This is a genomic window from Microbacterium dextranolyticum (assembly GCF_016907295.1).
GTDB lineage: Bacteria > Actinomycetota > Actinomycetes > Actinomycetales > Microbacteriaceae > Microbacterium > Microbacterium dextranolyticum.
The window spans coordinates 709,670-736,075 of record NZ_JAFBBR010000001.1 but is presented as its reverse complement, the minus strand read 5'-3'; the positions used below and the strand labels follow the sequence as shown (position 1 = coordinate 736,075).

The window sequence follows — 26,406 nt, the reverse complement described above, 5'->3', positions numbered from 1 at the left end:
CGCGGGGACCGCCGGCGCCAGTAACCGCGACAGGCGATGACGGACCGGCTGACTAGCATTGAGAGCATCTACAAAGCGGTCGAAAGGACTCGGATGCTCGACGAGAGCCAGCTCGCCTTCACAAAGGCTGGCAACGCTCGGATCCGTTTGCTAGCTCCAGCAGGCTCGGGCAAGACCAACTCCCTCCTGCAGAGATGCGCTCGCATCGGCCAGGAGGCCCCGAACGAGCGATTCCTCTTCATCACTTTCACACGTGCCGCGAAGAACGAGCTCAACGCGCGGCTACAGCGCGACTCGTCCCTGCAGCATGCCAGCGCCAACGTACGCGTAACCACACTCAACGCCTGGGGCTACCGCCAGGTTCGCCAATTGGTCACTCACGCCCAGCTCGTGGGGAACAAGAACGAACGCAGACGGGCTATGAACAACGCCCTCCAGCCGGTCTGGCAGCAGTACCCCAGGCTTGCCGATGCGCTCACCGGCGGCAACAAGCTTCGCGTAGGCGACGCACTGTTCGCGACCATGGAGTCACTGAAGTCGCTCGGCTTCAGGCACGACCAGGTCTCCGAGTCGAGCGTGCGTCGCCAGATCAAATGGTTGAAGGACGCGGGAATGGAGTCGCAGCTCGACGCCCTCCTCGATCCGCTTCAGGAGGTCGGGCTGGTCACGCCGAACAGTCTGCTCCACAGACGCAGCTTCATAGGCGAGATGATGGATGACATCATCCCGTTCTGGTCCGAAGCGACCGAGCAACTGCGCGCTCAGGGTCTCATCACGTTCGAGGACCAGAAGTACTGGCCCTATTTGACGATGACGACTCGTGGAGCCAAGAAGCTCTCCGGCGCAGCCAGGACTCACCATGTGCTGGTCGATGAGTTTCAGGACATCAACCCACTCGACCTCAGACTGATTCGCGCGATCGCCACGCAGAACGACTCAACCATCACTCTCGCTGGAGACGACGATCAAGCGATCTACGAGTGGAGGGGCGCGTCCCCGGAGTTCATCTTGCGACCTGACGAGTACCTGGGTGGGGAGTTCGAGACGTTCGTTCTCGACACCAACTACCGTTCTCCGGCAAACATCGTGGCGATGTCGCAGGCGATGATCTCAAACAACACGAGGCGAGTGCCGAAATCAGTGCGGCCACACCTCGATACCGAGGCGGAAGTCGAGGTTCTCCGTTATCCGAGCGTGTCGGAGTGTATCCAACGCACCACGACTCTTGTCGCCGCCCTGCTGGAACGCGATGACATCGGTTCCGTCGCTCTCGTGAGCCGCAAGCGTAGCCAGATCATTCCATACCAGATCACGTTTGCTGGCGCGGAAATGGGCTTCTACGCCGCGGAGGATCTGAACATCAACCTCAGCAAGGCGTTCGAAGACCTCAAGCAGATGCTCTTCATCCGCGGCAGTGCTGCCAGCGCATCCCCGTTCGGCCCTTCGGTCGTCGACATGGTTCTTTCCCTGTGCGACAAGGTCAAGAAATACCCCCTGTCGAAGTCGGATCGATCGGCTTTGATTGCGCATATGACGAAGACGCGTCTGCGATCAATGCCGGACGCTCTGGTGCGCTTCCGGGAATACCGGGGGTCGTTGAAAGGCGACAACGCCGATGCCCGAATGACCGACGCATACGCAACGGCTCTCGAGTCCTTCGTCGCCGCGCGCACCGTGTCTGATGCTGTCCGAACGTTGAGCACCGACTTCCAGGGGCTCCAGCAGGACTACGGCAAGTCGGATGATGACATCTTCTATACCGACCCACCGTTCTTCTATCTCGCCGGCCTGGCCGAATCGTACGACGAAGACTTCGCGGGCTTCTATAGAGATATCTCGGACGCCATGGACCGGCTCGCCCAAGTACAAAGTGAAGACAGCGACGACGTTGACGATGAGCAACTCGATGCGCGCTTGCACTTGATGACGGCGCTACGCGCGAAGGGTCGCGAGTTCGACGCCGTGATCGTGTTGGACGCCAACGACGAGATCTGGCCCATCCGGCACGCGACGACCGACCGTAAGCGGGAGCAGGAGCGTCGCCTGTTCTACGTTGCGACGACGCGCGCGCGAAAGTACCTCGCATTCGTTCTGTCCGATCGGTTGCTCGACAGCGCGCTCCGGCCTTCGCCTTACCTCGAAGAGCTGGGACTCACGGTCCCAGATTGAACAAGGAGCGCGATCTCCGTGGCATCTTCGATCTCGTCCGGCGGCCGGCGGCGCTCGCGCGGTAGTGAAGGGTAGCTTCGCATTGTGACCAGCCCGAACCTCGAACAGCCTGTCGAAGACGGCCGACTCGCTCCCCGTGACATCGTCCAGCGAAGGCTGGACAACGCGTGGGACCTGGCGCTCGTTCAGAGAGACGAGGTGTGGAAGGAAGATCGAATCCGGCTGCTTCTGGACTCGTTGATCATGGGATATCCAGTCGGGTCGCTGCTCTTCTGCCAAATCGATCGACCGGGGATAGCATCGATTCCTCTTGGCGGAGGCCAGAGGGCGGTGAGGCAGACCGACAGGGCGAATCCCCAGCTCGTCGACGGCCAGCAACGCGTATTTGCGATCTACTCGATCTTCACCGGGCGGGGCTACGGCCGTTTCTACGTGAATGCTTTCCGGGATCCGTCACGAGACGCCGGATACATCCTCTGGCGGCGCTTCGACCCGTGTCTCGACCCAGAAGCCGAGGGGTTCAACGAACGCGAAGCCGAACCGATCGCCAATCGCGACCGATACCTTGACCTCTCGAACTGGCATTCGCTGGGCGACTTGCTCCATGAAGAGATCGACGAAGCCCGCCTCGACCGTGTGACCTCCGCCCTCGATGCCCAGTTCCGCATTCCAGACGATGTAACCACTCGGAGCTCGATCGCGACTCGACTGGAGTCCATCCGGCAGGCGTGGTTCCGGCGGAGCATTCCGATGATCTCGGCGACAGTGCGGGATCCGGAGGACGTTCTCGAGGTCTTCAGCCGAGTCAATCGCGGCGGCGCGCCGGTTTCCGGCAACGATCTCTACTTTGCTGCCGTCAAGACGTTCTGGCACGATCCTGCGCTGTCGGCGCCCGGGGAGATGTCTGCTCATGCCGCACTCCAAGGCATTGCTGACGCCACGGACGGATTACTCGACGTATACGGGGCGCTCAGCCTCCTTTCTCGCCTGTCTCTCGCGGGGATCGGCCTATCCGACATGGTGCCGGTCAACGTCGACCGCCTCAGCAAAGCGAATAAGAACCCGATCCTGCGATCGATGAAGCTCAGCGCTCCGCACGTCGCGACCGCCGTGCAGCGATTCACGGCCGCAATCCACGAGCACACGCAACTCGGCTACGCCCTGAGGATCACTCGAACCCAGCTGTGGGAGGACGTGTTCGGATGGGTGGTCGCAAGCGATGCCGACCGCGAGTGGACGAGCAATGATGTCGCCACGGTCGAGGACTATGTGCTGGGCGCGTCCCTCTTCGGCTACCAGCAGGTCCTCGGCGACGCTTTCCGACGGGATGCGTTTGCAGTCGCGATCGATGCGGGTTCCTCCGGCCGCCAGTTCCCGTTGGAGGAGATCATCGGAGTGGCGCACGGCAGATATCCGAAGCTGAAGCGCGGTCGTCAACTGGTCCGGGGACTACTTTCAGACGACGAGCGGTTAGAGGTGGCGCGGAGCGCCCCCCGAACTTCTCGTCACATTGGCACAGCAGCTTCCTCTTGCAGCGGGCACGATCGACTGGGACCACGTGGTGGCAGCCGACAACCAGTCGCGCTTCCGGCTACCGCTCGGCTTCGGTCGGCGGTACGCGGCCACGCACACCTATCTGAACTGGCCGGGCAACTTCTGGTTCCTAGACGCCGGCGCCAACCGGTCCGTGCAGGAGATGGCTCCGCGAGACAAGTTCGCTCGGCTTCGAGAGTGGGCAGTGAGCGACCCGGATGGAAGAGGAAGGATCGGACCGGACCGCCACGCTGGGATTGATGCTGCCCACCAGGCCTCGTTCGAAATGCTCGGAGACGAGTTGGCCAACTTGACCGATGTGGCCAGTGCTTCCGCGGACGTGAGACACGATCGCATACAGGAAGTCGGCCAGGCGATGGCCACACTCGTCCGCGCCCGCACGGCGTGGTTACTCGATCAGGCTATTGCTCGCTTTCCCCGTATCGCTGAGTTCGCCGCGGATGCCGACATGCCCGTTGCCGATGTTCCCCAAACACCTGACGCTCTGGCGGATCGCCTTGGCATCGACGCCATGCTCCACGCGTACGGCCTCGACGATGGATCGATAGCAATGGCAAAGAAGCGGGCCACGGACAAGATCTATACACGCCGAAGTGCGCTGCAGCTCGCGATCGCGGATCGAATCGAAGACGCTGTAGGGATTGAGGAACGGTGGCTCTGGCCCAAGAGTCGCCGTACGGAGCCGACGAGTTGCGTGGCATTCAGGTTGCGGGGCGGGAACACCATCGAGCTGATCACCGATTGGAGTCCCGACTTCGGCTTTCGCCTTCGCATCAAGGCGTATGAGAACCGGGAGAGCAAGCGATACTCGGACTTCGACCACATTGCACTCGGGGAGAGCTGGGACGAGGCAACTGACCAGGAGATCGCCGAGGCCTTCGCTCGGCAGGCAATCGAACTCCAACGCGTACATCCTCGATAGCGATCCCCGCTGGTGCCCGGCATCCCCCTTGGGCGTTGCAGGGGAGAGAACTTCGTGGAGACGTCACTCGATGTCGCCACCTTGCGGCAGAGTTCTCACTGCACGGACTTCGTGGGCCGTGCGGAACTCGGAGAACATGGTGATCACCCGCACAGACCTCAACTGGTGGCTCGACCTCGAGCCTGAGCTCGACTGGCAATTCGCGACCACGTATGCGGAGGGCGCCCCGCACGAGTACGTCGCTTCTCCGAGGACCGAGGGGTTGGATGCCGCGGACTTCGCGCGCGCCGCACACGTGATCCAGACATTCGGCGAGCCGATGAAGTTCTACAAATGGACCCGCATCTATCTGCCCACCCCGATGGGCTGGAAGCACTGGACGATGGATCGCAACCTTGACGAGACAACTCTCGTCAATCGCGGCCGCGTGGAGCACGTGTACGGCATCCAGAATATGCCCATCACCCGGTCATGCGTGGCCTCAGAATACGACGTGGTCGCGTCCGAGTGGGACAAGAAGCACTGTCTCACGGATGACGAGATCGAAGGTACGACGACGTTCATCAAGAATGTCTTCGGCGAGCAGCTGTGGCGCACCCTCGACGTCGGATGCGGAACGGGATGGCCCATGACAACCGGTCTCGTGGACCCGGTCCGCTACGTCGGCATCGACCACTCAACAGCGATGCTCAACGCGCTCGTGGCAAAGCACGCGGTCACAGCAGGCATCCACGCGATGACCTGGAGCGACGCTCACGAGAAGCGGGTGCTGTGTGGCACCCACTTTGACAGCGTGCTGGCGCTGGGCGGGACCGCGTCCTATCTCTCGCCAGCAGAGCTGCGGGAGGTGACCGCTCGAGGAAAGCGAGGGGCGGTCGTCATGCACTACAGAGATGGCGAAGGGCCGGTCACAGACGATCTTGACGCCGCGTTCGCGGCGGCGTCTCTCAGGGCTGCAACTCGATTCGCCAGCAGCCAGGTCGCCGTCGGTCGGTTCGTCGTTTCGCACCTACCGGAGGCTTGACTGGCTGCGACCGTCAGCTGACGACGGGATAGTGGACGGGGCCCCACTCTTCGCCGGGGTAATCCATCAGCGTCGCGATGATCAGCGGCACGAAGCGCCCGAGGATGGTTGCGCAGTCGCGGACCTGTTCGCGGTTGATGTCACCGTTCCAGGTCGCGCCGCCGTGGACGAGCTGGTTGCGCAGCGTGTAGAGCCGATGAAAAACGATCTGGAGGACGACGTTGGTGTCGCCGGCGCCCAAAGCGCGTTCGGCGGCCCGGCGCGCGCCATCGAACTGACGCTGGAAATCGGCCTCGCTGATGCGCCCGTTGCGCCAGTCCCAGAACGGCTGGAAGACGTATCGGTTCTCGAGCAGCATCCGCACGCTGCCGGAGAACTCGTGCCACAACAGGTTCTCGAAGCGCTTCTCGTCCACTCGACACAGCTGACCCAGGAATGCGTGCAGCCGTTCCCGCTCCGATTGCGAGATGTCGATCGCGAGGTCCTGAGCGTACGCCGCGTTGAACGCAACCCAGAGCAGGACGAACTGGACATCGCGGTCGTCAGCCGATTGCTCCGCGCGGCCGAGCCAGCTCAACGCGCGGTGCACGCGCAGCGAAAGTGCCGCCGGCTCGGCATCCCGCTCACGCCGGTGACGCGCTTTCAGATCGGCGAACATCATTGACGATTCTGTTGCGCTCAACGGCGAATCCTCCCCAGGTGTGCTTCGTTCTCGCTGATCGCTGACGTCGTCCCACGACGACGCAAATTGCGAGTCCGCTCTCACATTATTCTTCGGCGCACCGTCGACCACGCGGCGCGATTATCACCGTCGATATCGAGAAGTCACACCCGCAGGTGCGGCGTACCATTTGCCAGGTGACGCACCCGACCTCATCAACCGAGTGGTCGGTCCACTCGAACGCGAAGACCTACGACTCAGAGTCTGCTTTTCGCGACCACGACGACATCCTCTGGACGGAGACGCACGTCAAGATCCGGCTCGGCGACACCGTCTACCTCTACGGCGCTGCGCCGCGGAGCGCGATCACTCACGAATGCGTCGTCCTCGAGCGAGGGTTGCCCTTCGAGCGAGCGGCGGAGTACCGCCGATACTGGCGAGGCGAAGATCCGGTCACAGAACGGCGAGGGCGCACCTGGATGCGATTCTCCCTCGTCCACACCTTCACCCCCGGTGAGCGGGCGCGGCTGAGCATCGCGCACCTAAAGGTCGCAGGGCTGAAGGCCGCTCCTCAAGGTCGGATTCACCTGCCGCCGGGAGTCGCCGCACTGGTGCGCGACGTGCGAGGCGAGTGAGGTGAGGCGTTAGGCGCCTACCGTAATCCGACGCGGCCCTGCGCGCTCGGGAACGCAATAGGCGCGGCCAGGTCCTGATCTCTAATCTCGCCGGCCGCGTGAGTCGAGTCACGAACCTGGCGCAGCAACTCGTCGTAGCGGTTCTCCGTCGCGGCGTACCGAGCGCCGAGCTTGATCCGATCTTCTTTCAGGCCTCGGAGTGCGCCGCCATCTGAACGACGGCCGTGCTGGTTGGCCACGAAGCCGCTGATCTGGCTATCGAGCTCGAGCAATTTACGCCGAGCGTCCCGCATCCATCCGCTCAGTTCGCGCAGCTCGTCGCCCGCGGTGCCCCCTGGCGACCGTGCCGCCCTCGCGAGCTCGCTCCGCGCCGCGCGCACCGAGTCGTCGATACTGACCTCGGGGATGCCGCGCATCATGCTGTCCGCGATCTGATCACGCGCCACGGCATCCGTTCGAGCGATCGCGATCGCCTCGTTGTGCGCACGCCCACGCGTCATGCCGACGTACAGACCCGACGCGTCGACCCCTGGTCCGACGATAGAGGAATCCGTCGTCTCGCCCTGGATGCCGTGCACCGTCGACGCGTACGCGAGGTGCACGTGCTCGGCCGCGTACTCGAGGCTCACGACGCGGGTGTCGATCGCATCGTTGACGCCGCGTAGCTCGAGGCCTGCTGATGTGATCCGGTGAACAGTCCATACCGCGCGATTCTCCACGCCGGTCGAGCGGTCGTTGCGGCGAGTCTGAACCACGTCACCTTCGAGGAGTCGCTGCTCGCCCTGCCCGACTGCGATCCGGGAGAGGGCCAGCTCGCCGCGATCGACACGTCGTTGCTGGATGGCCTCGTTGATGGCATCCGCCTCCTCGTTGGTGCTGGTCACGAGAGCCACACGGCGCTGACCGGCTGCCCAGCGGAGGTACGACTCCACCATCACATCGCGCGCTTGGACGTGGTCGACCACGCGGTGTATGAGCCCTCGTTCGGCGAGGTCGGTCGCCACGGCGAGCGCGGCATCCTTCGACGCCGGCTCCCGCATCCTCAGCGTGAGCACGGCATAGCCGGGATCGGTGAAGCGGTGCACCGCTGTCAGCTCCACGACGGCCGTCGCACGCCGAGTCATCGTGGCCATGGCCCCCGAATGTCCGACGGGGCGCGCTTGCATGTGGTCGCCGACCATCGCGATGCCAGCGCCAGACTCCGCGGCGATCGCCGCGAGCGCGTTCGCCGCGTAGAGGTCGACCATTCCGGCCTCGTCCACGACGACTCGATCGCCGGGAGCGAGCCGGTACCGCGAGGGTCCCGCATAGGCGAAACCGGTTGCGGGGTCGATCTCTCCAATCGTCAGCCGCGTCCAGATCTCCGCCCCCGCGGGGTCACGCCCCCACCTGAACCCGTGGTCGCTGAGCAGCGCGTGCAGGCTGGATGCCGATGTGCCGATCTCGCGGCCGGCGACGGATGCCGCCTTCTTGGTGGGAGCAACGACGACCATACGGCGTCCGCGATGAGCGAGCGCCGCCCTCGCTGCCCGCAGCATCGTCGTCTTGCCCGCTCCCGCAGGCCCCGTGATCGAGACCAACCGGTCGGTGCCAGCGATCGCTGCCGCAGCCTCGACCTGGCGTCCCTCGAGCTGGATTCCGTTCTGCAGAACCGCAGAGGCGGCGGTCAAGACCTCCGCCTGATCCGCCGAAGCGCCACCGATGGCGAGCTCGTCGAAACGAGCAGCGAGCTCGACCTTCGCCGCCGCGGTGCTCGAGGCCATGTACCCCTTGATGTGCGCGGGGCGGTCGGGCTCGCCCTCAAGCATGTCGACGGTCTGCGTGAGCGCGCGAACGATGACGTCGTCGATAACCGGCTGCAGGTGCTCGCGCTGAGCGACGACGCCGGATGCCGCGACAGCCCGCGTCGCGCCCGCTCTGACATCGAAGAGGCTGAATCGTCCGCCACAGCATGCTGAACGGGCATCGGCTTCCACGACGGCTTGCGCAGCCAGCAGGTCTCGGTCGAGCTTGTCGATCGGCATCCTGTCTGCCGGCACGGCGTCCCGGTCGCGCAGTATGGCGGGGTCGATCGCCGCAAGTTCGTCGGCGATCAGTTGCTCCCAGGCTCCTTCATCGACGTCACCCGGCTTGTTCGGTCGCGCTCTCGCCCAGGCGAGCCGATCGATGCGATGCAGCTCGTCGGGGCTCGGCTCGAGGCCGGGGTGGTCGCCGTGCCAGGAGGCGAGGAGCACCGCACGGGTCGCCTCGATCTGCGTCGAACGACGGGAGAGCGGGCGGACGGCGTGCGCGAGCTCCGCGATCTCGCCGCCGGCGTCGAGGGTCAGCCCGTGCCGAGCGAGAGCATCGAGCCACTGCGGATCGGTGCGCGCCGCGAGTTCCCCCTCGGCGTTGATGACCGTCTGCATCTTCATCGCCACTCGGGAGTCGACGTTCGACCACTTGCCGTCTTGGCCGAGCACCTTGACGTTGAGCCACAGATGGCGGTGGATGTGCGGATCGAGAGCGCGCGACCGGCGATGCTGGAGCTCGACCACCTCGACCCGGCGGAGCAACTCGCGAATGCGGCCGCCTGCGCCTCGGCGCGCATTCAGTTCTGTCTGCCACGTCGTGAGGATGCGGTCGCGGAGTCGATCTTGGAGCGCCTCGAACTCTGCCGCGAGGTCTGCGTTGAGCATCGCCGCGATGCTGTAGGACTTTGGCGCATTGATCGTGCCGTCGAGGATGAGGTCAGCGTCAGGCGACGTCAGGTCGCGACCACGACGCTCGTCGGTCGCAGGGTCGCGACCGTCGACCCAGCGACGAAGTTGCTCTTCGTCGAGTGTGTCCGCGTTAATGGCCCCGTCTTCGACGACGAAGCGCGTGACGCCCCCGCCGCCAGCCGCACTGTAGGAGGCGAGCGCCTCAGCGCCGGCGGTGGATCGAAGGTGGGAATCACAGGATCCCTGGAATGCGTACGCGAGCGCCTGTCGAACCCCTTGCGATCCGACGCCCCGTTTCCAGCGCTCCAGGCCTCCGCGCATGGGCTGAGTCTAGCCGGAATATGTATAACTCGATACTAGTTCCACAGAAAGTGCCTGCGTGCATTGCTCTCCTCGCTTGATCGGCTTAGTCATCGGATCGCGGACGACGCTGATGGGCGCGTCCGCATCGCATGCGTCGATCGCGCATCGGAGCGGGCGGATCATGTGAGACGCGTTCTTTCAAGGAGTCTGGAGACGGCAATGTCACGGTGACCGATGCTCGCGACGGGACCGCGATGCGTGCGATGACCGCGCAGATCCCCTGGTGGCGAGACAGGCGTTGCCAGCAACGGCTCCGGAGCCATGCGTGATCCAACGAGGGAGCGTTCAGCAGACGCGCAAATCATTTGTCCTCTTCGGACTCTGAGTTGGTGTGCACCTCTGACCCCCGTCGGTGCCGACCCTCTCGGGTTCTTTGTCTGCGGGGAGAACGGTGAGGAGCTGCAGTGGAAGCGTGGCGCTAGCGAAATCGAAGTCGTGGGGAATCAGAGTGACGAGTGTGCCGGGCTCGACGTCGATATCGAGGGCGAGCGGTCCCGTCTCGTTGGCGGTGTTGTACTCGAACATCCGGGAGTACATCCGACGATGTGCCGCAGACGTCAGGTGTCGGCCCGCCCGCCTAGGCTCGGAGGGTGCACGTGTACCTCGACGACTCCGGTGACGGGGGCTTCAAGTTCGGCCAGGGCTCAACGAGTCATCTGGTCATGGCGGCGTGCATCTTCCGCGATCCCGCGCACATCACGACGGCAGTGGATCTGATTGAGGAGTGCTCGCGTCACAACCGGCAGACGCGGGAGTTTAAGTACTCGAAGACCAAGGACCGAGTCAAGGACTGCTTCTTTCGGTGCATCGCCCCTGCGACCTTCGACGTGCGGACGATCATCATCGAGAAGCGCCTCATCTATAGCGACCACCTGCGGTCGCACCCGGCTGCTCTCAAGAGCTACGCAATCCGGATGCTCATGACGAAGAACCACGGCCAGATCCGCGATGCGAAGCTTTTCATCGACGGCCAGGACACCCGAGCATTCGGGATGCAGGACAGTGACTACCTCATGAGGATCGTGAACCGAGAGTCTCCGGGCACGCTCTCAGAGATTCGCCACGTCGATTCGAGCGTCAGTCGCCCTATCCAACTCGCCGACATGGTCGCAGGCGCGATCAACCGGCGGGTTAGGACGGATCGGCCGGGCTCAGCCGCGCACCTGACCACCTTCGCGCGGAGGACCTATCAGCCTCGCGGCTCGTGCTGGCACTTCCGGCCGCGTCCCGAGCTGCTCACCATCTGAGGTCGACCCGCCGCCCTGAGCCTATTCGTGAGGCACGCACACACCCAGAGGGCGACTATTCGGACGGCGGGTCTCGGTGGCCCCAAACTAGCACGCCGGTCCGACAGGCCCGCGGTGGCCGGTCCGAGCGGTGAGCAAGCGTGTATACCTCGCCGCTGGTAACGAGAGGGTCCAGCGCGGCGCAGTACCGATTAGTGTGGGCGGCGTGCGAGCCGTCCGTAGATCCTCTTGGGAAACTGTGCTTGGCGCGGAGAGATCGCGACTACTCGAAGCGAGTGTTCCAACTCTTCGTACTTGGGTTCAGCGCCTCGAGCCGGTCAGCCTCAGAGAGTGGGAGCTTCCACGCACAACTCTTGAGAAGTTGCAGTCCACGACCAGTACCGACGAGGAGTGGCTGGTCGTTAAGTTCACAGACGGGTCAGTCCTCGCCACCGACGACTTTTCTGCGCTCGGTCGTTTGCGCCCCGTCGCTGCAGTCATCTATCCGGAGCTGGACTCGCGCCTCTGGGCATGGTGCCTCACGCATGCGTGGTCCTCGCTAGAACTCGCCCTAGCAAGCCGGGACGCGATTCGCGGATGGTCCCTTGCATCGGCATCGACTCTGACTCGGTCGCTTCTCGAATCGGTTGCAGCCTTTTGGTACGAAACTCGTCAACTCTGCGGCGCCTGGAGGAGGGCCAAGAAACTCCCTGGCGGCGACGATCGTCCAGTCCGCGTACGTCAAGAGCTGAACCCTCGCCTTCTGAAGGCGTTTCGGGGAACCCGGTTGAAGGAGAGCCCGGAGTTCTTGCGCGCCCCAAACGTCCTCACCTGGATCGAGAGACTGGCGAGGGATGCCCAGGCGCCGGTCGTCACGGACTGGTACGACAAACTGTCGGATGCAGCGCACCCTTCGGCGTATGCACGGACGCTCTACTCGAGCGTGACATTCATGCACGAGAGTCACGGAAAGGCGGAGACCCTTTTCTCGTATAGCCCGATCGTGACGACTTCGGATGACGAAGGCCACGATTCATTCGACGTGGCGGTCAACGAGTTTCCGCGACTCATCGCGGACACATGGATCCTGTGCGCGGACATTCTTCTCGAACTGCTTCCTCTTGCATTCAAGCTGCCTGCGGACTTCACACTCACTTCCAGGGCCGTGGATCTCGTAGGGTCGCCCTACCTGCGCAACATGTGGACCGAAGAGCCATGCCCATGCGGCTGCGGAGGATCCCTTCTGCACAAATGGTCCGCTGACTTCCCCCTGCCACGAATCAGCAAGCGATCCATCGCTACGGACCGAAAGATCAACCACGAAACCTGAAGACGACTGAACTCGACTGGAGAGAGTATCGAAGGCCCCCGATGCCCCAAGAGAACAGGGAGGCGAGGTTAGCCTGCACAAGAACAGCTCAGCAATTTGGGCGCCACCATCGCTTCGCCCACGTTGTGTCGCCGCCATGGGCCAGGATGGGAGGGTTCGCGGCGTCGTTGCCGCTTGTTCGTTGCTCTACAGCAGGAGTGCCCATCCGTGGTGAATCACGTCGCCTTCATCTGGAACATCGCCGAGTCCCTTCGCGGCCCGTTCAAGCCCTCCGAGTACGGATCGGTGGTCCTGCCGTTCACGGTGCTCCGCCGCCTCGACGCCGTGCTGGCGGACACGAAGCCCGCCGTGCTCGAAGCGGCGAAGGGAGTCGAGTCGCTCCCCGAGATGCTACAGACGATCAAGCTGACCGAGGCGTCGGGGCACCAGTTCTACAACACCTCGCCGTTCGACTTCGCCAAGCTCGTCGCCGATCCCGCCGACCTCCGCGCGAACCTCTCTTCCTACCTCGCCGGGTTCTCGCCGAATGTGCGGGACATCTTCGAGCGGTTCGAGTTCGACAAGACGCTGAACAAGCTGGCGGAGAAGAACAAGCTCTTCGCGGTGACGGAGAAGTTCGCGCAGGCCGACTTCCACCCCCGCACCGTCTCCAACATCCAGATGGGCCTCGTGTTCGAGGAGCTGATCCGGTTCGCGAACGAGAAGTCGAACGAGACCGCGGGCGACCACTACACCCCACGCGAGGTCATCAAGCTCATGGTCGAGCTGCTGTTCGCGCTCGACGACGACGCCCTGTCGAAGTCGGGTGTCGTGCGGTCCATCTACGACCCGACCGCCGGCACCGGCGGCATGCTCTCCGTCGCCGACGAGTACCTGCACACCCTGAACCCGAGTATCCAGCTCAGCCTGTACGGGCAGGACTACAACGACGCGTCGTACGCGATCTGCAAGGCCGACATGGTCATCAAGGGCCAGGACGTCGACAACATCGCCCTCGGCGACACCCTCACCGAAGACCACTTCGACGACAAGAAGTTCGACTACGGCCTCTCCAACCCTCCGTTCGGGGTCGACTGGAAAGACCAGCGCACCTACGTCGACGACGAACATTCGAAGCTCGGCTTCAACGGCCGCTTCGGGCCCGGCACCCCAGCCGTCAGCGACGGGGCGATGCTTTTCCTCCTTCACCTGGTGTCGAAGATGCGCAAACCCGAAGACGGCGGCTCTCGCATGGCGATCGTCCTCAACGGGTCACCGCTGTTCTCCGGCGGCGCCGGCGGAGGCGAGTCGAACATCCGCAAGTGGCTGCTCGACAACGACCTCGTCGAGGCGATCATCGGACTGCCGAAGGACATGTTCTACAACACCGGCATCTCCACCTACGTTTGGGTGCTCACCAACCGCAAAGACGAGAACCGCAAGGGCCGGGTGCAACTCATCGACGGGCGCGAGATGTTCACCAAGCTCCGCAAGGGCCTCGGCTCCAAGCGCAACGAACTCTCCCCGAAGAACATCGAAACCATCGTCGGCCTGTACGCCGGGTTTGAAGACGGCGAGCACTCGAAGATCTTCCGCAACGAGGACTTCCTCTACCGCACCATCACCGTCGAACGCCCCCTCAAACTCAACTGGCACGCGACGCCCGAACGCATCGACGCCGTCTTCGACGCCAAGGCCATCCAGAAGCTGAACGAGACGGATGCCACAGCCCTACGTGCCGCCCTCGACCGGCTCGGCACCGACACCGTATGGAAGAACCGCACCGCGTTCCAGAAGGCGCTGAAGGATGCCGCGAAAGCCGAAGGCCTCACCCTCCCCGCACCGCTCCTCAAGACCGTGACCACCGAGCTCGGTGAGCAGGACGACACCGCCGACACCTGCACCGACGCGAAGGGCAACCCGGAGGCGGATGCGTCACTCCGCGACACCGAGAACGTGCCGTGGGGCGAGGATGTCGACGCCTACGTCGCCCGCGAAGTCCTCCCGTACGCACCCGACGCGTGGGTCGACCACTCAAAGACCAAGGAAGGCGCCGAGATCCCCTTCACCCGCCACTTCTACCAGTACGTCCCGCCCCGCCCGCTCGAAGAGATCGACCGCGACCTCGACGCCGTCATGGATGACCTCCGGGCGATGCTCACGGCGGTCGAAGCATGACAAGAGAACTCCGTGACTCCGGAGTGGGGTGGCTCGGGGATACTCCGGCGGCCTGGTCCGTTGTCCCTGCGCGCGCGCTCTTCGGCGAACGCAAACAGAAGAGCTCCGCGATCGACGTGCACCTGACGCCCTCCCAGAAGTACGGTGTGCTGCCGCAGGCCGAGTACATGGAGATCACCGGCAACAAGGTGGTTCTGAACCTCTCAGGCGCTGACAACATGCGTCACGTCGAGGCGGGCGACTACGTCAGCCATCTTCGAAGCTTTCAGGGTGGACTCGAGTTCGCAGGCATCCCAGGCAAGGTGAGCGCGGCGTACACGGTGCTGAAGCCGAAGGTCGCGCTAGAGCCGCGATTCTTCAAGTACCTGTTCAAGAGTGACCTCTATGTTCAGGCTCTCCAGACCACGACCGATCAACTCCGCGACGGGCAGTCGATCCGCTACGGGCAGTTCACCCTGATCCCATTGCCGTACCCGGAGCTCGACGAGCAGCGGGCGATTGCGGACTATCTGGATCGGGAGACGGCGCAGATCGACTCGTTCATCGCGAAGAACGAGGAACTCATCACCCTCCTCACCGAACGCCGCGCTTCCGTTATCGGTGGCGCAGTGACGCGAGGGATTAGCGAAGGTGTCGAACTCTCTGCAAAGGGTCCCGATTGGATCGGTGCGGTGCCAGCCGCTTGGAGCGTGCAGCCCATCAAGAGCGCGTACTCAGTCGTGGTGGGCAAGATGCTCAACGAATCGAAGTCTGAGGGCGACCCGGTACCGTACGTGCGGGCCGCGAACATTCAGCCCGAGGGGCTCGACCTGAGCGACGTGAAAGAGATGAAAGCGACCGCCGCAGACCGTCGTGCCCTCACACTCCAATCCGGGGACGTCGTATTCGTCGAAGGCGGCGGAGGATACGGCAGATCCGACTACCTCGCCCAAGATCTGCCGGGGTGGGTGTTCCAGAATCATGTGATCCGCTTGCGATCTCGACCGGGCCATGACGGACGATTCCTGAATTACTGGCTCCAGCACGTTAGGCGACTCGGGCACTATGAAGCGCTCAGTGCATTCGCGACGATCCCGAACGTGTCCGGCGACAAACTCGGGCGGATCGAGATGCCTGTTCCGCCTCTCTCGGAGCAACGCGAGATCGTGAAGCATATCGAGGAAGCATCTTCTCGGATCGACGCGGCCGTCGCGGTGGCGCAAGGAAGTGTCGAGCTTGCGCGTGAGCGACGTGCCGCGCTGATTTCGGCTGCGGTGACGGGGAAGATCGATGTGGGGGTGTCGGTGTGAGTGTTGCTGGGGCGCATCTGGAGTCGGTGCTGGAGAACGAGATCGCTGAGCATCTCGCGGCGAACGACTGGTTGTACTCGCCGACCGACGCCGGCTACGACCGTGAGCTCGCGCTGTTCCCCGAGGACGTGCTCGGCTGGTTGGAGGATTCGCAGCCGACCGAGTTCGCGAAGGTCGTCCGCCCCACCGACACCGACGCCCAGCGTGACGCGGCGGCTCGCGGCATCCTGAGTCGTCTGGCGAAGTCGCTGGATCTGGATCCGTTGAAGAACGGTGGGACGATCCGGATTCTGCATGAGGGCTTCTCGATGGTGCCGCTGCATGGGGGTGCGGTGAAGTTCCGGTTGGCGCAGTTCCGGCCGGCGACGAGGAACAACCCTGAGACGCTCGAGGCGTACGCGAAGATGCGGGTGCGGGTGATGCGTCAGGTGCACTACTCGGCGAAGCATCCGAACAAGGCGTTGGATCTGGTGCTGTTCGTGAACGGCATCCCGGTCGCGACGGTCGAGTTGAAGACGGACTTCACACAGTCGATCGGGAACGCGGTGAACCAGTACCGGTTCGACCGGTCGCCGGCAGGTGAGCCGCTGTTCGGGTTCGCGAAGCGGTCGCTGGTGCATTTCGTGGTGTCGAACTCCGAGGTGCGGATGACGACGAAACTCGCCGGGCCGAGGACGCGGTTCCTGCCGTTCAATAAGGGTGCGGACGAGGGAGCGGGGAACCCGGTGTACCCGGACGGGTCGGCATCCTCGTACTTCTGGGAGGAGATCCTGCAGCGCGATACCTGGCTGCAGCTGTTGGGGTCGTTCGTGCACCTGCAGGTCGAGGTCGATGTGGATCCCGACACGGGCAAGAAGACGAAGTCGGAGAAGGTGCTGTTCCCGCGGTATCACCAGTGGCGGGCTGTGACCCGGCTGGTCGAGGCGGCGCGGGTGGAGGGGCCGGGGAACCGGTACTTGGTGCAGCATTCGGCGGGGTCGGGGAAGACGAACTCGATCTCGTGGCTCGCGCACCGCCTCTCCCAATTGCACGACGACCAGAACGTGCGGGTGTTCGACACGGTCGTGGTGGTCACGGACCGGACGGTGCTGGACAAGCAGCTACAGGACGCGATCTCGCAGTTCGAGAAGCAGGCCGGGGTGGTGCAGTCGATCACAAAGGATGCGGGCGAGTCGAAGTCGAAACAGCTCGCCGCGGCACTGACAGGCGGCAAGAACATCGTGATCGTGACGATCCAGTCGTTCGAGGCACTGATCACCGCGATCCAAACGCTCCCGGAACTGCAGGGACGCCGGTTCGCGGTGATCGCGGACGAGGCGCACTCGTCGCAGACCGGGTCGACGGCGGGCGCGTTGACGAAGGTGCTGTCCCCAGACGAGCAGGCCGCGGTCGCGGAAGGCGCACCGATCAACTCCGAGGCGTACCTGCAGTGGGCGATGGAAGTCACCGCCTCGGCCCCGAACATCTCCTACTTCGCGTTCACCGCAACCCCGAAGGCCAAGACCCTGGAGTTGTTCGGGCGGGTCCCGGAGGGTGCGGGGCCGGATGCTACGCCGGAGCCGTTCGACCTGTATTCGATGCAGCAGGCGATCGAGGAGGGATTCATCCTGGACGTGCTGCAGAACTACACGCCATACAAAGTGGCGTGGAAGCTGCAGCATCCCGACTCCGACTACGACGGCGCAGGAGAGGTCGACGAGTCGACCGCGGTGAAGGCGCTCGTGCAGTACGTGCGCCTGCATCCGACGAACATCAGCCAGAAGGCGAAGATCGTCGTCGACCACTTCCGCACCTTCGTACAGCCCCTGCTGGACGGCAAGGCGAAGGCGATGGTCGTCACCGGGTCGCGTGTTGAGGCAGTGCGGTGGAAGAAGTACCTCGACACCTACATCGCCGACGCCGGAGTGCAGAACGTGCGGTCCCTGGTCGCATTCTCGGGAACTGTCGATGACCCGGACGACGTGGGTGAGGGGCTGACGGAGCGGACGCAGAACCCGGGTGTCCAGTCGGATCTCGCGGAGGCGTTCAAGCCGGCCACGTACAACGTGATGATCGTGGCCGAGAAGTTCCAGACCGGGTTCGACCAGCCCCGCCTGGTCGCGATGTACGTCGACAAGAAGCTCGGCGGCGTCCAGGCTGTGCAGACCCTCTCCCGACTCAACCGCACCTACCCGGGCAAGGACAAGACCTTCGTACTCGACTTCGTCAACGACCCGGAGGACGTGCTCGAGGCGTTCAACGTCTACTACCGCAAAGCGTTCCTGACCGCGACGACCGACCCGAATCTGATCTACGACCTCGTGGTGAAGCTCGACTCAGCGGGGATCTACGACATGTCCGAGGTCGAGCACGCGTTCGATGCCGCCCTGGCCGGTGGGGTGAACGTCAACTCGAAGGTGTCGGCGGCTACTGCGCCGGCGGTGGACCGGTTCCAGAAACGATGGGTCGCCGCTGTCTTGGACGACGACAAGGCCGAGCAGGACGAGCTGCGGCTGTTCAAGGCGGACGTGGGGAACTTCGTGAAGTTCTACGACTTCATCTCCCAGGCCCGCAACCTCGAAGACACCGACCTACCCCGCCGGCACTACTTCTTCCGCCGCATCCTCCCCCAACTGTCGACCGCAACGATCCTGGAACGGGTCGATATCTCGGACGTGACACTCGTCGGCTACAAGATCAGCGCCGGCGAAGCGGTCAAGCTGAACCTGGAGCAGGGGCCGGGCCTGGACCCGATCACCGCGATCGGGTCGGGCGCGATCCACGAGAAGCACCGCAGCGCGCTCGAGGAGATCATCCACAAGCTCAACGAACGCCTCGGCGACAAGTACGGCGTCGGCGTCATCGACCTCCAGATGAACCACATCGTCGGCAAACTCGCGCTCGACGTGGAGCTCGCGAACCAGGCCGCGGTGAATTCGCCACAGCAGTTTGCTGAGTCACCTGCGCTGCCCAAGGCGTTCACGAAGGCGCTGCTCGGCGTGCGTGACGAGACCCCCGCGTTCATCGACGACCTGTTCAACGACAGCGGGCTGTACTCCGAACTGGGGAAGGCGCTCCCGGCGATGCTGTACGAGTACCTGAGAGCCCGGCCGGACGCAGTTGGCTGAATGCGCACCGAGAACCACTGGAGATCTTGACGACATGGCGACGAACGTTGTGATTCGCTTGCTGGAGGGTTTGCGGGGAGACCTCCCAGCGCAGATAGCTGCCGAGCGACTCGCTTTCCATGCGGCCGCATGGAAAGCGGAATCGGACCCGAACGCGCCGGCCTGGGCTCGGGAGCTGGACATCCAGCTGCCTTCGAGTGCCGTCGACGAGCACAGGAGGTGGCTGGAGGCGGCGCAGGAGGACGAGCTTGCTGGTCACGTGTCGGAACTCGTGCTGGCAGCGAGCAGCGACTCCTGGGGCGAACACGTAACCAGTAGGGCCCTGGACACGGTTGCCGAGACCGCGTTGCTCTCGACGAATCGCGAACTTGGTGGAACTGAACTGTACGACCCTGCGGCGGGAGTCGGCGGAACGCTTGCCCGGTTGTGGGCTGCAACCACCACCTCCGCGTCGAGGCGCGAGGTCCTTGCGCAGGAGATCGACAAGCGCGTGGCTTCTCTCGCTCGCGCCAACTTCTACGTCAGCGGGGCGACAGGAGTAGTGGAGGACGGAGACTCGCTTGTCGCGGACCGGTTCGCCGACCGCAAGGTAGGACTCGCTGTCTCGCAACCTCCGTGGGGGCTTAGCTGGAGGCACTATCGCGACACGATCCAAAGCCAGTTCACTGGACCGCTGCCGAACGTGGCCGACTCCCAGTGGCTGTTTGCCCGCCGAATGAGCGACAAGTTCTACACGCCCGCAGACGGTGGCGGTCGGGCGCTCGTCTACCTCACCTCGAACGCGCTCCTCAGTGAGGGAGCTGCGGAAGTTCGTCGTGATCTCCTCGACCAGGATCTCGTTGACACAATCATCGCCTTGCCCTCGGGGCTCACGCCGCACTCGTCGGTTCCGCTATTCGCGATGGTTCTCGACTCGGCCAAGGTGACTGAGCGACAAGGACGAGTCCAGTTGGTGGACCTGCGCGCTCAATTCACTTCCTCGCGCGGTACGTCATCCGCACGTTCACTCAGCCCCGCGGCGGCAGAGCTTCTACGCTCCGCAATGGCAACAGAGCGCAACGGACCGATCTCTCGAACGGTCGATCAGAGCCACTTCCGCCGACGACGCTACACCGCGCGACGAGCCGCGCAGGACAGTTCTGCGAGCTGGAGCGTGGAGATCCCGGGTGACGTCAACGCGGAGGTCTGGTTCGAAGCTCGCTACCCGGGGACCGCAATCACATGGGAGTCGGCGCAGCGAGACGCATACGTTTTCGAAACGACAGCCGCGTTTGGGTCGGCACAGCGCAATGTCGAGTCTCGGTTGTCTCAGGCGGGGTGGCAGCGAACAAGGTTGTCGGCGCTTCTCCTTAGCCCCATCAAGCCGGTAGCTGATCAGAACTATCTCCCGGTAGGCGCAGAACTGATCGTGCATCGTGACGATGATGAGGCCTTGGGGGGTGAGGACGCGGATCTCCACGCCGTGGTTGATGCGTCACTGGCCAATCCGGACTTTCTCAACAACTGGCTTCGCAGCGAACTTGGGCGGGAGTCCGTTCGAGTTGCCCGGTCTCAGTTCGGTGGACAGTGGAGACAAGCGCTGGTCCACAATCGACCAGCTGAGCTGGTGGCTCTGCTCGATGCAATCGTCGTACCCGTTGGCCGGCCGGAGCTACAACTGACAGTGGCGCAAGCATCAGCGGATCTCCACCGCGCACAGCAGACCCTGCGCGAGGCCGTCAGCGAACTCTGGTCGAAGCCGGATCAGGCTTCGATGATCGTTTCCCGATTCGCGAACCTTGGGGATGAGAGTCTCACAGGCTGGACCGAGACTCTCCCCTTCCCTATTGCGGGGGCGCTCTGGACTCTTGAGACGAAGGCCACGACGGAGGCGAAGCACAAGCAGGCGATACTGACCCTAGAGGCATACAGTGCCTACCTTGCGACCGTCCTCTTGTCAGCGCTGAGGAACGACCACGAACTTTGGGATGAAGAGTCTCCGCGTCTTCGGGCAGCCCTGGAGAGCGTTCATCAGACACTCAAGCGACCGTCATTTGGCACATGGATCACCGTGTGTCAGCGTCTCGCCAGCGTCTTCCGCAAGCGATTCCAGGCGGCTGATTCCGAGGAAGCTGCGCGGATGGAGGCTCTGTTCGGGGGTGCAAGCACAGCTGCTCTGGAAAGGCTGACTGCGCCGGCCGCTGTGGCACTGCTGGAGACGGCGAACCTCCGCCGCAATCAATGGGACGGACACTCAGGCTCACTCAGCACAGCGGAGTCAGAGGCCCAGCTCGCGCACCTGCTCGAGACGCTCACGGAGCTTCGTGGGCTTGTGGGTGACGCGTGGCGGGAGCTTCCCTTGATTCGAGCAGGCAAGGCCTCCAAGCATGGCAGCACATTCGAGCACGACGTCGAGGTCCTGACAGGCTCTCGAGCTCCATTCGTCAGGGGCACTCTCTCCTACGGATCGATGCTTGACACGGGAGGCCTCTTTATTGGCAAGGAAGGCGCGGCCGTGCCATTGCCGCTGCTGCCGATCTTCACACTTCAACCGGGCCCGAATCACGAGGTGTCCACCGGATACTTCTTCAACAGGGAGGAGCGCGACGGTTCGGCACGGCTTGTGACCTATCAGACCGCAAATAGTAGCGAACTGAGCGTCCCGAGAGTGACCCTCGAAGGACTAAGCGACCTCTGGTAAGAACCGTGCCGGTGCAGGAGGCGCCCGGCGTGTGTCGGCGGCGCTTGAGAACTGGTCGATAGCGACGTTCGAAAAGTGGACACTCAACGATTGGAGAGTGATCACTTTGGAAGACTGGGCGCTGATCAGGAGGCTGGCTTCGGACGGGGTTCCGAAAGCGCAGATCGCGGCGCGGCTGGGGATCTCGCGGACGACCGTGATCAAGGCGGTGCCCTCCGACGGGCCGCGGAAGTATGAGCGGTCGCCGCGGCCGACGTTGTTCACGCCGTTCGAGGCGCGGGTGCGGTCGCTGTTGGCGGAGCATCCGCAGATGCCGGCGACGGTGATCGCGGAGCGGGTTGGTTGGGAGGGCTCGATCCGCTGGTTTCGTGACAACGTCGCGAGGCTGAGGCCCGAGCATCGCCCCGTCGATCCCGCGGACCGTTTGGCCTGGGCGGCGGGTGATGCGGCGCAGTGCGACCCGTGGTTCCCGCCGGGGAAGATCCGGCTCGAGGACGGCACGACGGCGCTGTTGCCGGTGCTGGTGAACTACCCTCCGCGCTAGTCGGGTTCCGTCAACGCGCGATGCCCGGAAGAGTCCCGCTTTCGCGCAGCGCCCGCAAGGGCATCGTTGATACGAGGGTCATGGCCGATACCGCTCGCGCGTCTTCGTAGCTAGGCGTAGCGTCATGCCGGTGGACCCGTTCGCTGGACCTCAGCAGCCTCACTGCCCGGAATGCGGAACCGTGCTCCGGGACGCGAGACGGGGATACGTTTGCAACTCCTGCAACCTCGCTTTCGTTGACGCGATCGCGGTTGTCGAACGCAGCGACCCCATGCGCTGACCGCGCTTCGAGCTCACTGCGAGGCTTAGCCCCTACGCCCAGGCTCCCAGCCGCGAGCTGCCCATCGGACGTCCTCGGTTTGAGATCCACCGAGGCGCGACGTCTCTCGGCGCCGACGCAGGGCCGACCACCACCGAGCGCTTCGCTGCGCTGAGACTACGATGACGTCGGGAGGTATGGTTTGGCGGACATCTCGGCCTGGCGCGTCAACGACGTCGTCGCGTTCGAAGCGATGCGCGAGTCGGCGACCATGCTCACTGCGTTGCTGTTACACGGATCGACCGATGGACGGCAGACTTTGTCGGGCGCGATCGACGAAGTCACAAAGTTGCGTGAAAGCGTGCTCAAGACGGACAGCGATGACCGTGCTGAGGTTTCCCGTCTGGCCAAGAGCATCGAGCGCCGAATCGTGCAGCTCAGAGACTCCCAGCCATGATCGAGTGGGAACTCACGGATTCCGAGCGCGACGAGATCCTCAGACGGGTCGTCCTTCCTCTCGTCTTCCCAGACGCACCCCCGACCGAGGAGCCGCCCATCTTGATTCTTCTGGCGGGCCAACCGGGATCGCGCCACTCCAGCGCTGCTGGTTCGCTGGTCCGCCAGCATCCCGACCATCTCGCGACTGTGAGCGCTGACGAGCTTCGCGCATTCCACCCTAATTTCCCCGACCTTGTCACCGCCGGCGCCCCGGAAGCGCTCGAGGGCGTCGCTCGAGCGACAGCGGGGTGGCTCCGAGACTGTATCCGCTTCGCTCGAGAGAACAGTCGTTCGGTGCTGGTCGAGGGAGCGTTTCAGGACCCCGCACTAGCGGTTGGAATAGCGGAGCGTTTCGGGGCGGCGGGCTTTCAGACGCGCCTCGTGATCGTCGCATCGCGGAGAGCCGAGAGCCTGCTTTCCGCGGCATCCCTCTACTTGAGCAACGTCCGCGCCGGGAAGCTTGCGCGGTTCGTCAGCCGAGACGCTCACGACCGCGCACTTGAGGCGACTCGCGCTCTCGCGGCAAAGGCAGCGCACTCGGCATCCGTCGACCGACTGACGGTGATCGGACGCGCCGGCGACCTCGAATTCGACGCGGTGCGCGCTGACGGCGACGAGGTGTTCCGCGACGCCGGAGCGGCACTCGAGGCTGGGCAATCCGCCCATTTGAGTCGGTTCGACTCCACCCAGTGGCTCAGCGAGCTTCACCACCTGACCGACTTCGCGATGACGCGCCGAGACCTTCCCGGCGGGGCCATTGAGCTCCTCGTCGAACTGCACGAGATCGCCCTCCGCGAGGTGATCCCCGAACTGCACGTGCCCAGCGACGGCAAGTTCATCAGCGCGATCGAGCAGAAGACGGTAGTCAGACTGGACGAACTGCGGCGCGCGCTACCGCGCGAGGAGGTCATCGATCTCGCCGCACCCGTCGTCACTCCTCGCGGCCCCGAGCGAGGCGGCATCTCGCGCTGACTCAGATCACCGCGCATCGTCCACTCCTCCCGGATCCTCCTGGTAGTGGCTCACAACGCGACCGCAGGCGCGCGCAGTGCCGAGCCCGAGGATTGCCGGACTGAGCGCAGCGAGGGAGGATATGCCGCAGGGCCGGAACGGAGCACGCCGGAGGTCGCTACGATCGGCCGCCGGGACGGATCCGCCTCCTACTCCCCCGAGAGCTCAGCAAGCTTCTGGATCAAGGGCCGTCGGTCCGCGAGCGGTTCAGTGATTAGCATCCGGATGACTCCGCGGAAGATATCGACATCCGGCATCGGCAACTGTCGATCAAGCGGCGCAACGCACCACGCCACGTCCTCTTCGACGTCATACCCCGGCTCGTTGTCGGGCTTGTCGGGGTAGTACATGAACGCGCTGATGGCGGTGCGGTAAAGCACCTTCTCGGCGCGGCCTCGGCCGATGGCGCTCATCGGCTCAGTCCTGTCGTGTTGGGCCGATGCAGCGTCGGATGCGGGGCAGCGGGGTCCAGATGATGAACGCGCCGCGGCTCCTCGCGGTGGCGGAGGCGATCGTTGACTTGCTTCGCGATGGCATCCATCCGTGCCTCCTCGATCTGCTGCGGCGTCAGGGTCGGCTTCGGCTTGGGGCCGGGAGCCACACGATTCAGTTCCTTCTGCAGGCGCGCGAGCTCCTCCTGCTGCTCAGCCAGCGTGTAGGTCGCGCGCGCCTTGAGGCAGTCTCGCTTCCACGCCGCCAGCAGCTCCGGCGGCGTGGCAAAGATCTCCATCATGGTCATGAGTTCCTCTTCGGTCCAGGTTCGTGAGAAGAAGGCGTCGGCAGCGACGCGGTTGGCTTTGCGCTCGTCGCGGGGTACGCGATGGAGACGCTGCGTCGGCAGGCCGGCCGCTCGGCGCCGCTTTTCGCGGTCGCGCCACGCACGATGGGAGGCATTCTGCTTCTCCTTGTTGCGGGCGTAGTACTCGCGGCGGCGCGCACGCTGTTCCTCAGCATGCTCCGCGTAGTACTCGCGTCGGCGCTCGCGGTGCTTCTCGGCGTTGTCGCGATACTTGTCGCGCAGCCGCGCATTGACCTGATCCTTGTGCGAATCGCGCCAGCGCTGGTTGCGCTCGCGCTTGCCCGCCCGATACGCCTCGGGGTCTTTCTCGCGCTGCTCTGCCCGGTACTGGCGCTGATAGTCGAGGTACTCGTCGCGATGTGCCGCGTAGTACTCGCGCGCATACTCGCGGCGCCGCTCCCTCCGCTGCTTCTCCCTCTCGTATAGGACAGCGCGAGCATGCGCGATCTGAAGGCGAAGGTCCTCGTTCGCTCGCTCGAGCCGTTCAGCATCGTCGACCACAGTGATCACCTCGCGACCGACGTGGCGGATGCCGTCGGCGGCCAGATGCCGTCGAGAAGCGACTCGGCGGACGCGAAGCGGTCGCGCAGCGTGCGCGGAGGCGCGAGCGGGAAGCGTCGATCGGCCTCTGCCGCCGAACGCTTGCCTCTCGGGAAGTACTCGTGGAAGAGCAGGCACTGCGGGTCAGCGGTGACCCAATGGCATCGGACGCCCCACCAGACCGTGAGATCGAGCTCGGCTTCCTCGACCGAGTTCGCCCAGACGCCGGCGACATGTCCGTCGATGAGTTGGGCAGTGTGCCACTCGTGCGCACCCGGATGGATGCCGCGGACTGCCAGTGCTTCGTCGATCAGCGCACGTCGGATGCGGCAGTCCTCGTCGGTTGCGCGACCTCCGAGGATGGGCGCTGTACGGCGAATCCGCTCCCCCGCTTCCGCGATGCTCTCCCCCTCGGCACCCGCTGCAACCGCGTTCATCAGAGGCTCCGACGCTGGTCGGCAAGTGCGCTGAGTTTGTCGGGACGAAAGCCGCACCAGTGGTCTTCGTCGGTGACGACAACGACCGGTGCCTCGGTGTATCCGAGATCCTCTACGACATACTCGCGTGCGGCGTCGTTGCTTCGGATGTCGACCTCGAGGAATCGGACGCCTTTCTCGGTCAGCACGCGCTTCGTGAGAACGCACCGGATGCACTCCGGTCCCGTTGTGTAGACGGAGACGACGTGCTCCGTTGATCGAGGATCGTGGGGCGCGGTGTCAATGAGCATGGGAGCCGCCCTCCCTCGCGCCGTCTTCGATCCACTTCTCGACCTCATCGAGCGCGTAGACGACGATGCGTCCGAGCTTTCGGTACCGCGGGCCTTTTCCCTCATACCGCCACATCGCGAGCGTGCTCTTGGTGACGCCCGGCAGGGCCGCGGCAAGCTCGTCCGGACTCAGGAAGACATGACTGAGACCGGCAGTCTCAGAATTCATC

Annotated in this window: 22 protein-coding genes; 14 read left to right on the top strand and 8 right to left on the bottom strand. The window is 64.0% G+C overall.

Annotated features, from left to right (window positions below):
- Nucleotides 1–93: 93 nt before the first annotated feature.
- The 4 genes from JOE64_RS03185 (at nucleotide 94) to JOE64_RS03170 (ending at nucleotide 5,669) form a co-directional block, all read left to right on the top strand.
- Entirely contained in the window at nucleotides 94–2,169 is a 2,076-nt protein-coding gene (locus JOE64_RS03185) for a UvrD-helicase domain-containing protein (protein WP_204962920.1), read from the top strand.
- Nucleotides 2,170–2,253: 84 nt separating this feature from the next.
- Nucleotides 2,254–3,963 (top strand): DUF262 domain-containing protein, encoded by a 1,710-nt coding sequence (locus JOE64_RS03180; protein WP_204962919.1) that lies wholly within the window; start codon nucleotides 2,254–2,256, stop codon nucleotides 3,961–3,963.
- Nucleotides 3,908–4,645, top strand: coding sequence for a hypothetical protein (locus tag JOE64_RS03175; protein ID WP_204962918.1), 738 nt, complete (start codon nucleotides 3,908–3,910; stop codon nucleotides 4,643–4,645). Before JOE64_RS03180 ends, JOE64_RS03175 begins: the two co-directional genes overlap by 56 nt.
- A gap of 262 nt (nucleotides 4,646–4,907) precedes the next feature.
- Nucleotides 4,908–5,669 (top strand): class I SAM-dependent methyltransferase, encoded by a 762-nt coding sequence (locus JOE64_RS03170; protein WP_204962917.1) that lies wholly within the window; start codon nucleotides 4,908–4,910, stop codon nucleotides 5,667–5,669.
- Nucleotides 5,670–5,682: 13 nt separating this feature from the next.
- On the opposite strand, the gene JOE64_RS03165 is transcribed toward JOE64_RS03170, so the two are convergent.
- Nucleotides 5,683–6,330 carry a HEPN domain-containing protein gene (locus JOE64_RS03165; RefSeq protein ID WP_204962916.1) on the bottom strand — a complete coding sequence of 216 codons (648 nt, stop codon included), beginning with the start codon at nucleotides 6,328–6,330 and terminating at the stop codon, nucleotides 5,683–5,685.
- A 197-nt stretch (nucleotides 6,331–6,527) separates the two neighbouring features.
- On the opposite strand from JOE64_RS03165, the gene JOE64_RS03160 reads away from it, so the two are divergent.
- Nucleotides 6,528–6,965 carry a hypothetical protein gene (locus tag JOE64_RS03160; RefSeq protein ID WP_204962915.1) on the top strand — a complete coding sequence of 146 codons (438 nt, stop codon included), beginning with the start codon at nucleotides 6,528–6,530 and terminating at the stop codon, nucleotides 6,963–6,965.
- 17 nt (nucleotides 6,966–6,982) lie between these two features.
- On the opposite strand, the gene JOE64_RS03155 is transcribed toward JOE64_RS03160, so the two are convergent.
- Complete coding sequence (locus tag JOE64_RS03155) at nucleotides 6,983–9,988, bottom strand: AAA family ATPase (protein ID WP_204962914.1); 3,006 nt, start codon at nucleotides 9,986–9,988, stop codon at nucleotides 6,983–6,985.
- Nucleotides 9,989–10,315: 327 nt separating this feature from the next.
- Nucleotides 10,316–10,555: a hypothetical protein gene (locus tag JOE64_RS03150; RefSeq protein ID WP_204962913.1), complete on the bottom strand. Its 240-nt coding sequence runs from the start codon at nucleotides 10,553–10,555 to the stop codon at nucleotides 10,316–10,318.
- Nucleotides 10,556–10,620: 65 nt separating this feature from the next.
- Here JOE64_RS03150 and JOE64_RS03145 point away from each other — a divergent pair, with 65 nt between their 5' ends.
- The 9 genes from JOE64_RS03145 to JOE64_RS03105 all read left to right on the top strand — a co-directional run bounded on the left by JOE64_RS03145 (nucleotide 10,621) and on the right by JOE64_RS03105 (nucleotide 24,092).
- The gene (locus JOE64_RS03145) at nucleotides 10,621–11,277 is read left to right on the top strand and encodes a DUF3800 domain-containing protein (RefSeq protein WP_204962912.1); all 657 of its coding nucleotides are present in this window, start codon (nucleotides 10,621–10,623) and stop codon (nucleotides 11,275–11,277) included.
- A gap of 130 nt (nucleotides 11,278–11,407) precedes the next feature.
- On the top strand, nucleotides 11,408–12,586 hold the full coding sequence (locus JOE64_RS03140; protein ID WP_204962911.1) for a hypothetical protein: 1,179 nt from the start codon (nucleotides 11,408–11,410) through the stop codon (nucleotides 12,584–12,586).
- Nucleotides 12,587–12,793: 207 nt separating this feature from the next.
- Nucleotides 12,794–14,743, top strand: coding sequence for a type I restriction-modification system subunit M (locus JOE64_RS03135; RefSeq protein WP_204962910.1), 1,950 nt, complete (start codon nucleotides 12,794–12,796; stop codon nucleotides 14,741–14,743).
- Nucleotides 14,740–16,032 carry a restriction endonuclease subunit S gene (locus JOE64_RS03130; protein WP_204962909.1) on the top strand — a complete coding sequence of 431 codons (1,293 nt, stop codon included), beginning with the start codon at nucleotides 14,740–14,742 and terminating at the stop codon, nucleotides 16,030–16,032. Before JOE64_RS03135 ends, JOE64_RS03130 begins: the two co-directional genes overlap by 4 nt.
- Nucleotides 16,029–19,139 carry a type I restriction endonuclease subunit R gene (locus JOE64_RS03125; RefSeq protein WP_204962908.1) on the top strand — a complete coding sequence of 1,037 codons (3,111 nt, stop codon included), beginning with the start codon at nucleotides 16,029–16,031 and terminating at the stop codon, nucleotides 19,137–19,139. Before JOE64_RS03130 ends, JOE64_RS03125 begins: the two co-directional genes overlap by 4 nt.
- A gap of 34 nt (nucleotides 19,140–19,173) precedes the next feature.
- Nucleotides 19,174–21,819 (top strand): N-6 DNA methylase, encoded by a 2,646-nt coding sequence (locus JOE64_RS03120; protein WP_204962907.1) that lies wholly within the window; start codon nucleotides 19,174–19,176, stop codon nucleotides 21,817–21,819.
- A gap of 31 nt (nucleotides 21,820–21,850) precedes the next feature.
- The gene (locus JOE64_RS03115; RefSeq protein ID WP_204962906.1) at nucleotides 21,851–22,363 is read left to right on the top strand and encodes a helix-turn-helix domain-containing protein; all 513 of its coding nucleotides are present in this window, start codon (nucleotides 21,851–21,853) and stop codon (nucleotides 22,361–22,363) included.
- Between the two features lie 461 nt (nucleotides 22,364–22,824).
- Complete coding sequence (locus JOE64_RS03110) at nucleotides 22,825–23,079, top strand: hypothetical protein (RefSeq protein ID WP_204962905.1); 255 nt, start codon at nucleotides 22,825–22,827, stop codon at nucleotides 23,077–23,079.
- Nucleotides 23,076–24,092 carry a zeta toxin family protein gene (locus JOE64_RS03105; protein WP_204962904.1) on the top strand — a complete coding sequence of 339 codons (1,017 nt, stop codon included), beginning with the start codon at nucleotides 23,076–23,078 and terminating at the stop codon, nucleotides 24,090–24,092. Before JOE64_RS03110 ends, JOE64_RS03105 begins: the two co-directional genes overlap by 4 nt.
- Before the next feature lie 188 nt (nucleotides 24,093–24,280).
- Here the strand turns inward: JOE64_RS03105 and JOE64_RS03100 are convergent, their stop codons facing one another.
- Genes JOE64_RS03100 through JOE64_RS03080 form a run of 5 tightly spaced genes read right to left on the bottom strand, consistent with a single transcriptional unit; the run spans nucleotide 24,281 to nucleotide 26,405 of the window.
- Nucleotides 24,281–24,544, bottom strand: coding sequence for a hypothetical protein (locus tag JOE64_RS03100; RefSeq protein ID WP_204962903.1), 264 nt, complete (start codon nucleotides 24,542–24,544; stop codon nucleotides 24,281–24,283).
- The gene (locus JOE64_RS03095) at nucleotides 24,541–25,431 is read right to left on the bottom strand and encodes a hypothetical protein (RefSeq protein ID WP_204962902.1); all 891 of its coding nucleotides are present in this window, start codon (nucleotides 25,429–25,431) and stop codon (nucleotides 24,541–24,543) included. Before JOE64_RS03095 ends, JOE64_RS03100 begins: the two co-directional genes overlap by 4 nt.
- A 5-nt stretch (nucleotides 25,432–25,436) precedes the next feature.
- Nucleotides 25,437–25,907, bottom strand: coding sequence for a hypothetical protein (locus JOE64_RS03090; RefSeq protein WP_204962901.1), 471 nt, complete (start codon nucleotides 25,905–25,907; stop codon nucleotides 25,437–25,439).
- Nucleotides 25,907–26,197: a glutaredoxin domain-containing protein gene (locus tag JOE64_RS03085; RefSeq protein ID WP_204962900.1), complete on the bottom strand. Its 291-nt coding sequence runs from the start codon at nucleotides 26,195–26,197 to the stop codon at nucleotides 25,907–25,909. Before JOE64_RS03085 ends, JOE64_RS03090 begins: the two co-directional genes overlap by 1 nt.
- Nucleotides 26,187–26,405 carry a helix-turn-helix transcriptional regulator gene (locus JOE64_RS03080; RefSeq protein WP_204962899.1) on the bottom strand — a complete coding sequence of 73 codons (219 nt, stop codon included), beginning with the start codon at nucleotides 26,403–26,405 and terminating at the stop codon, nucleotides 26,187–26,189. Before JOE64_RS03080 ends, JOE64_RS03085 begins: the two co-directional genes overlap by 11 nt.
- Between the last annotated feature and the right edge of the window lies 1 nt (nucleotide 26,406).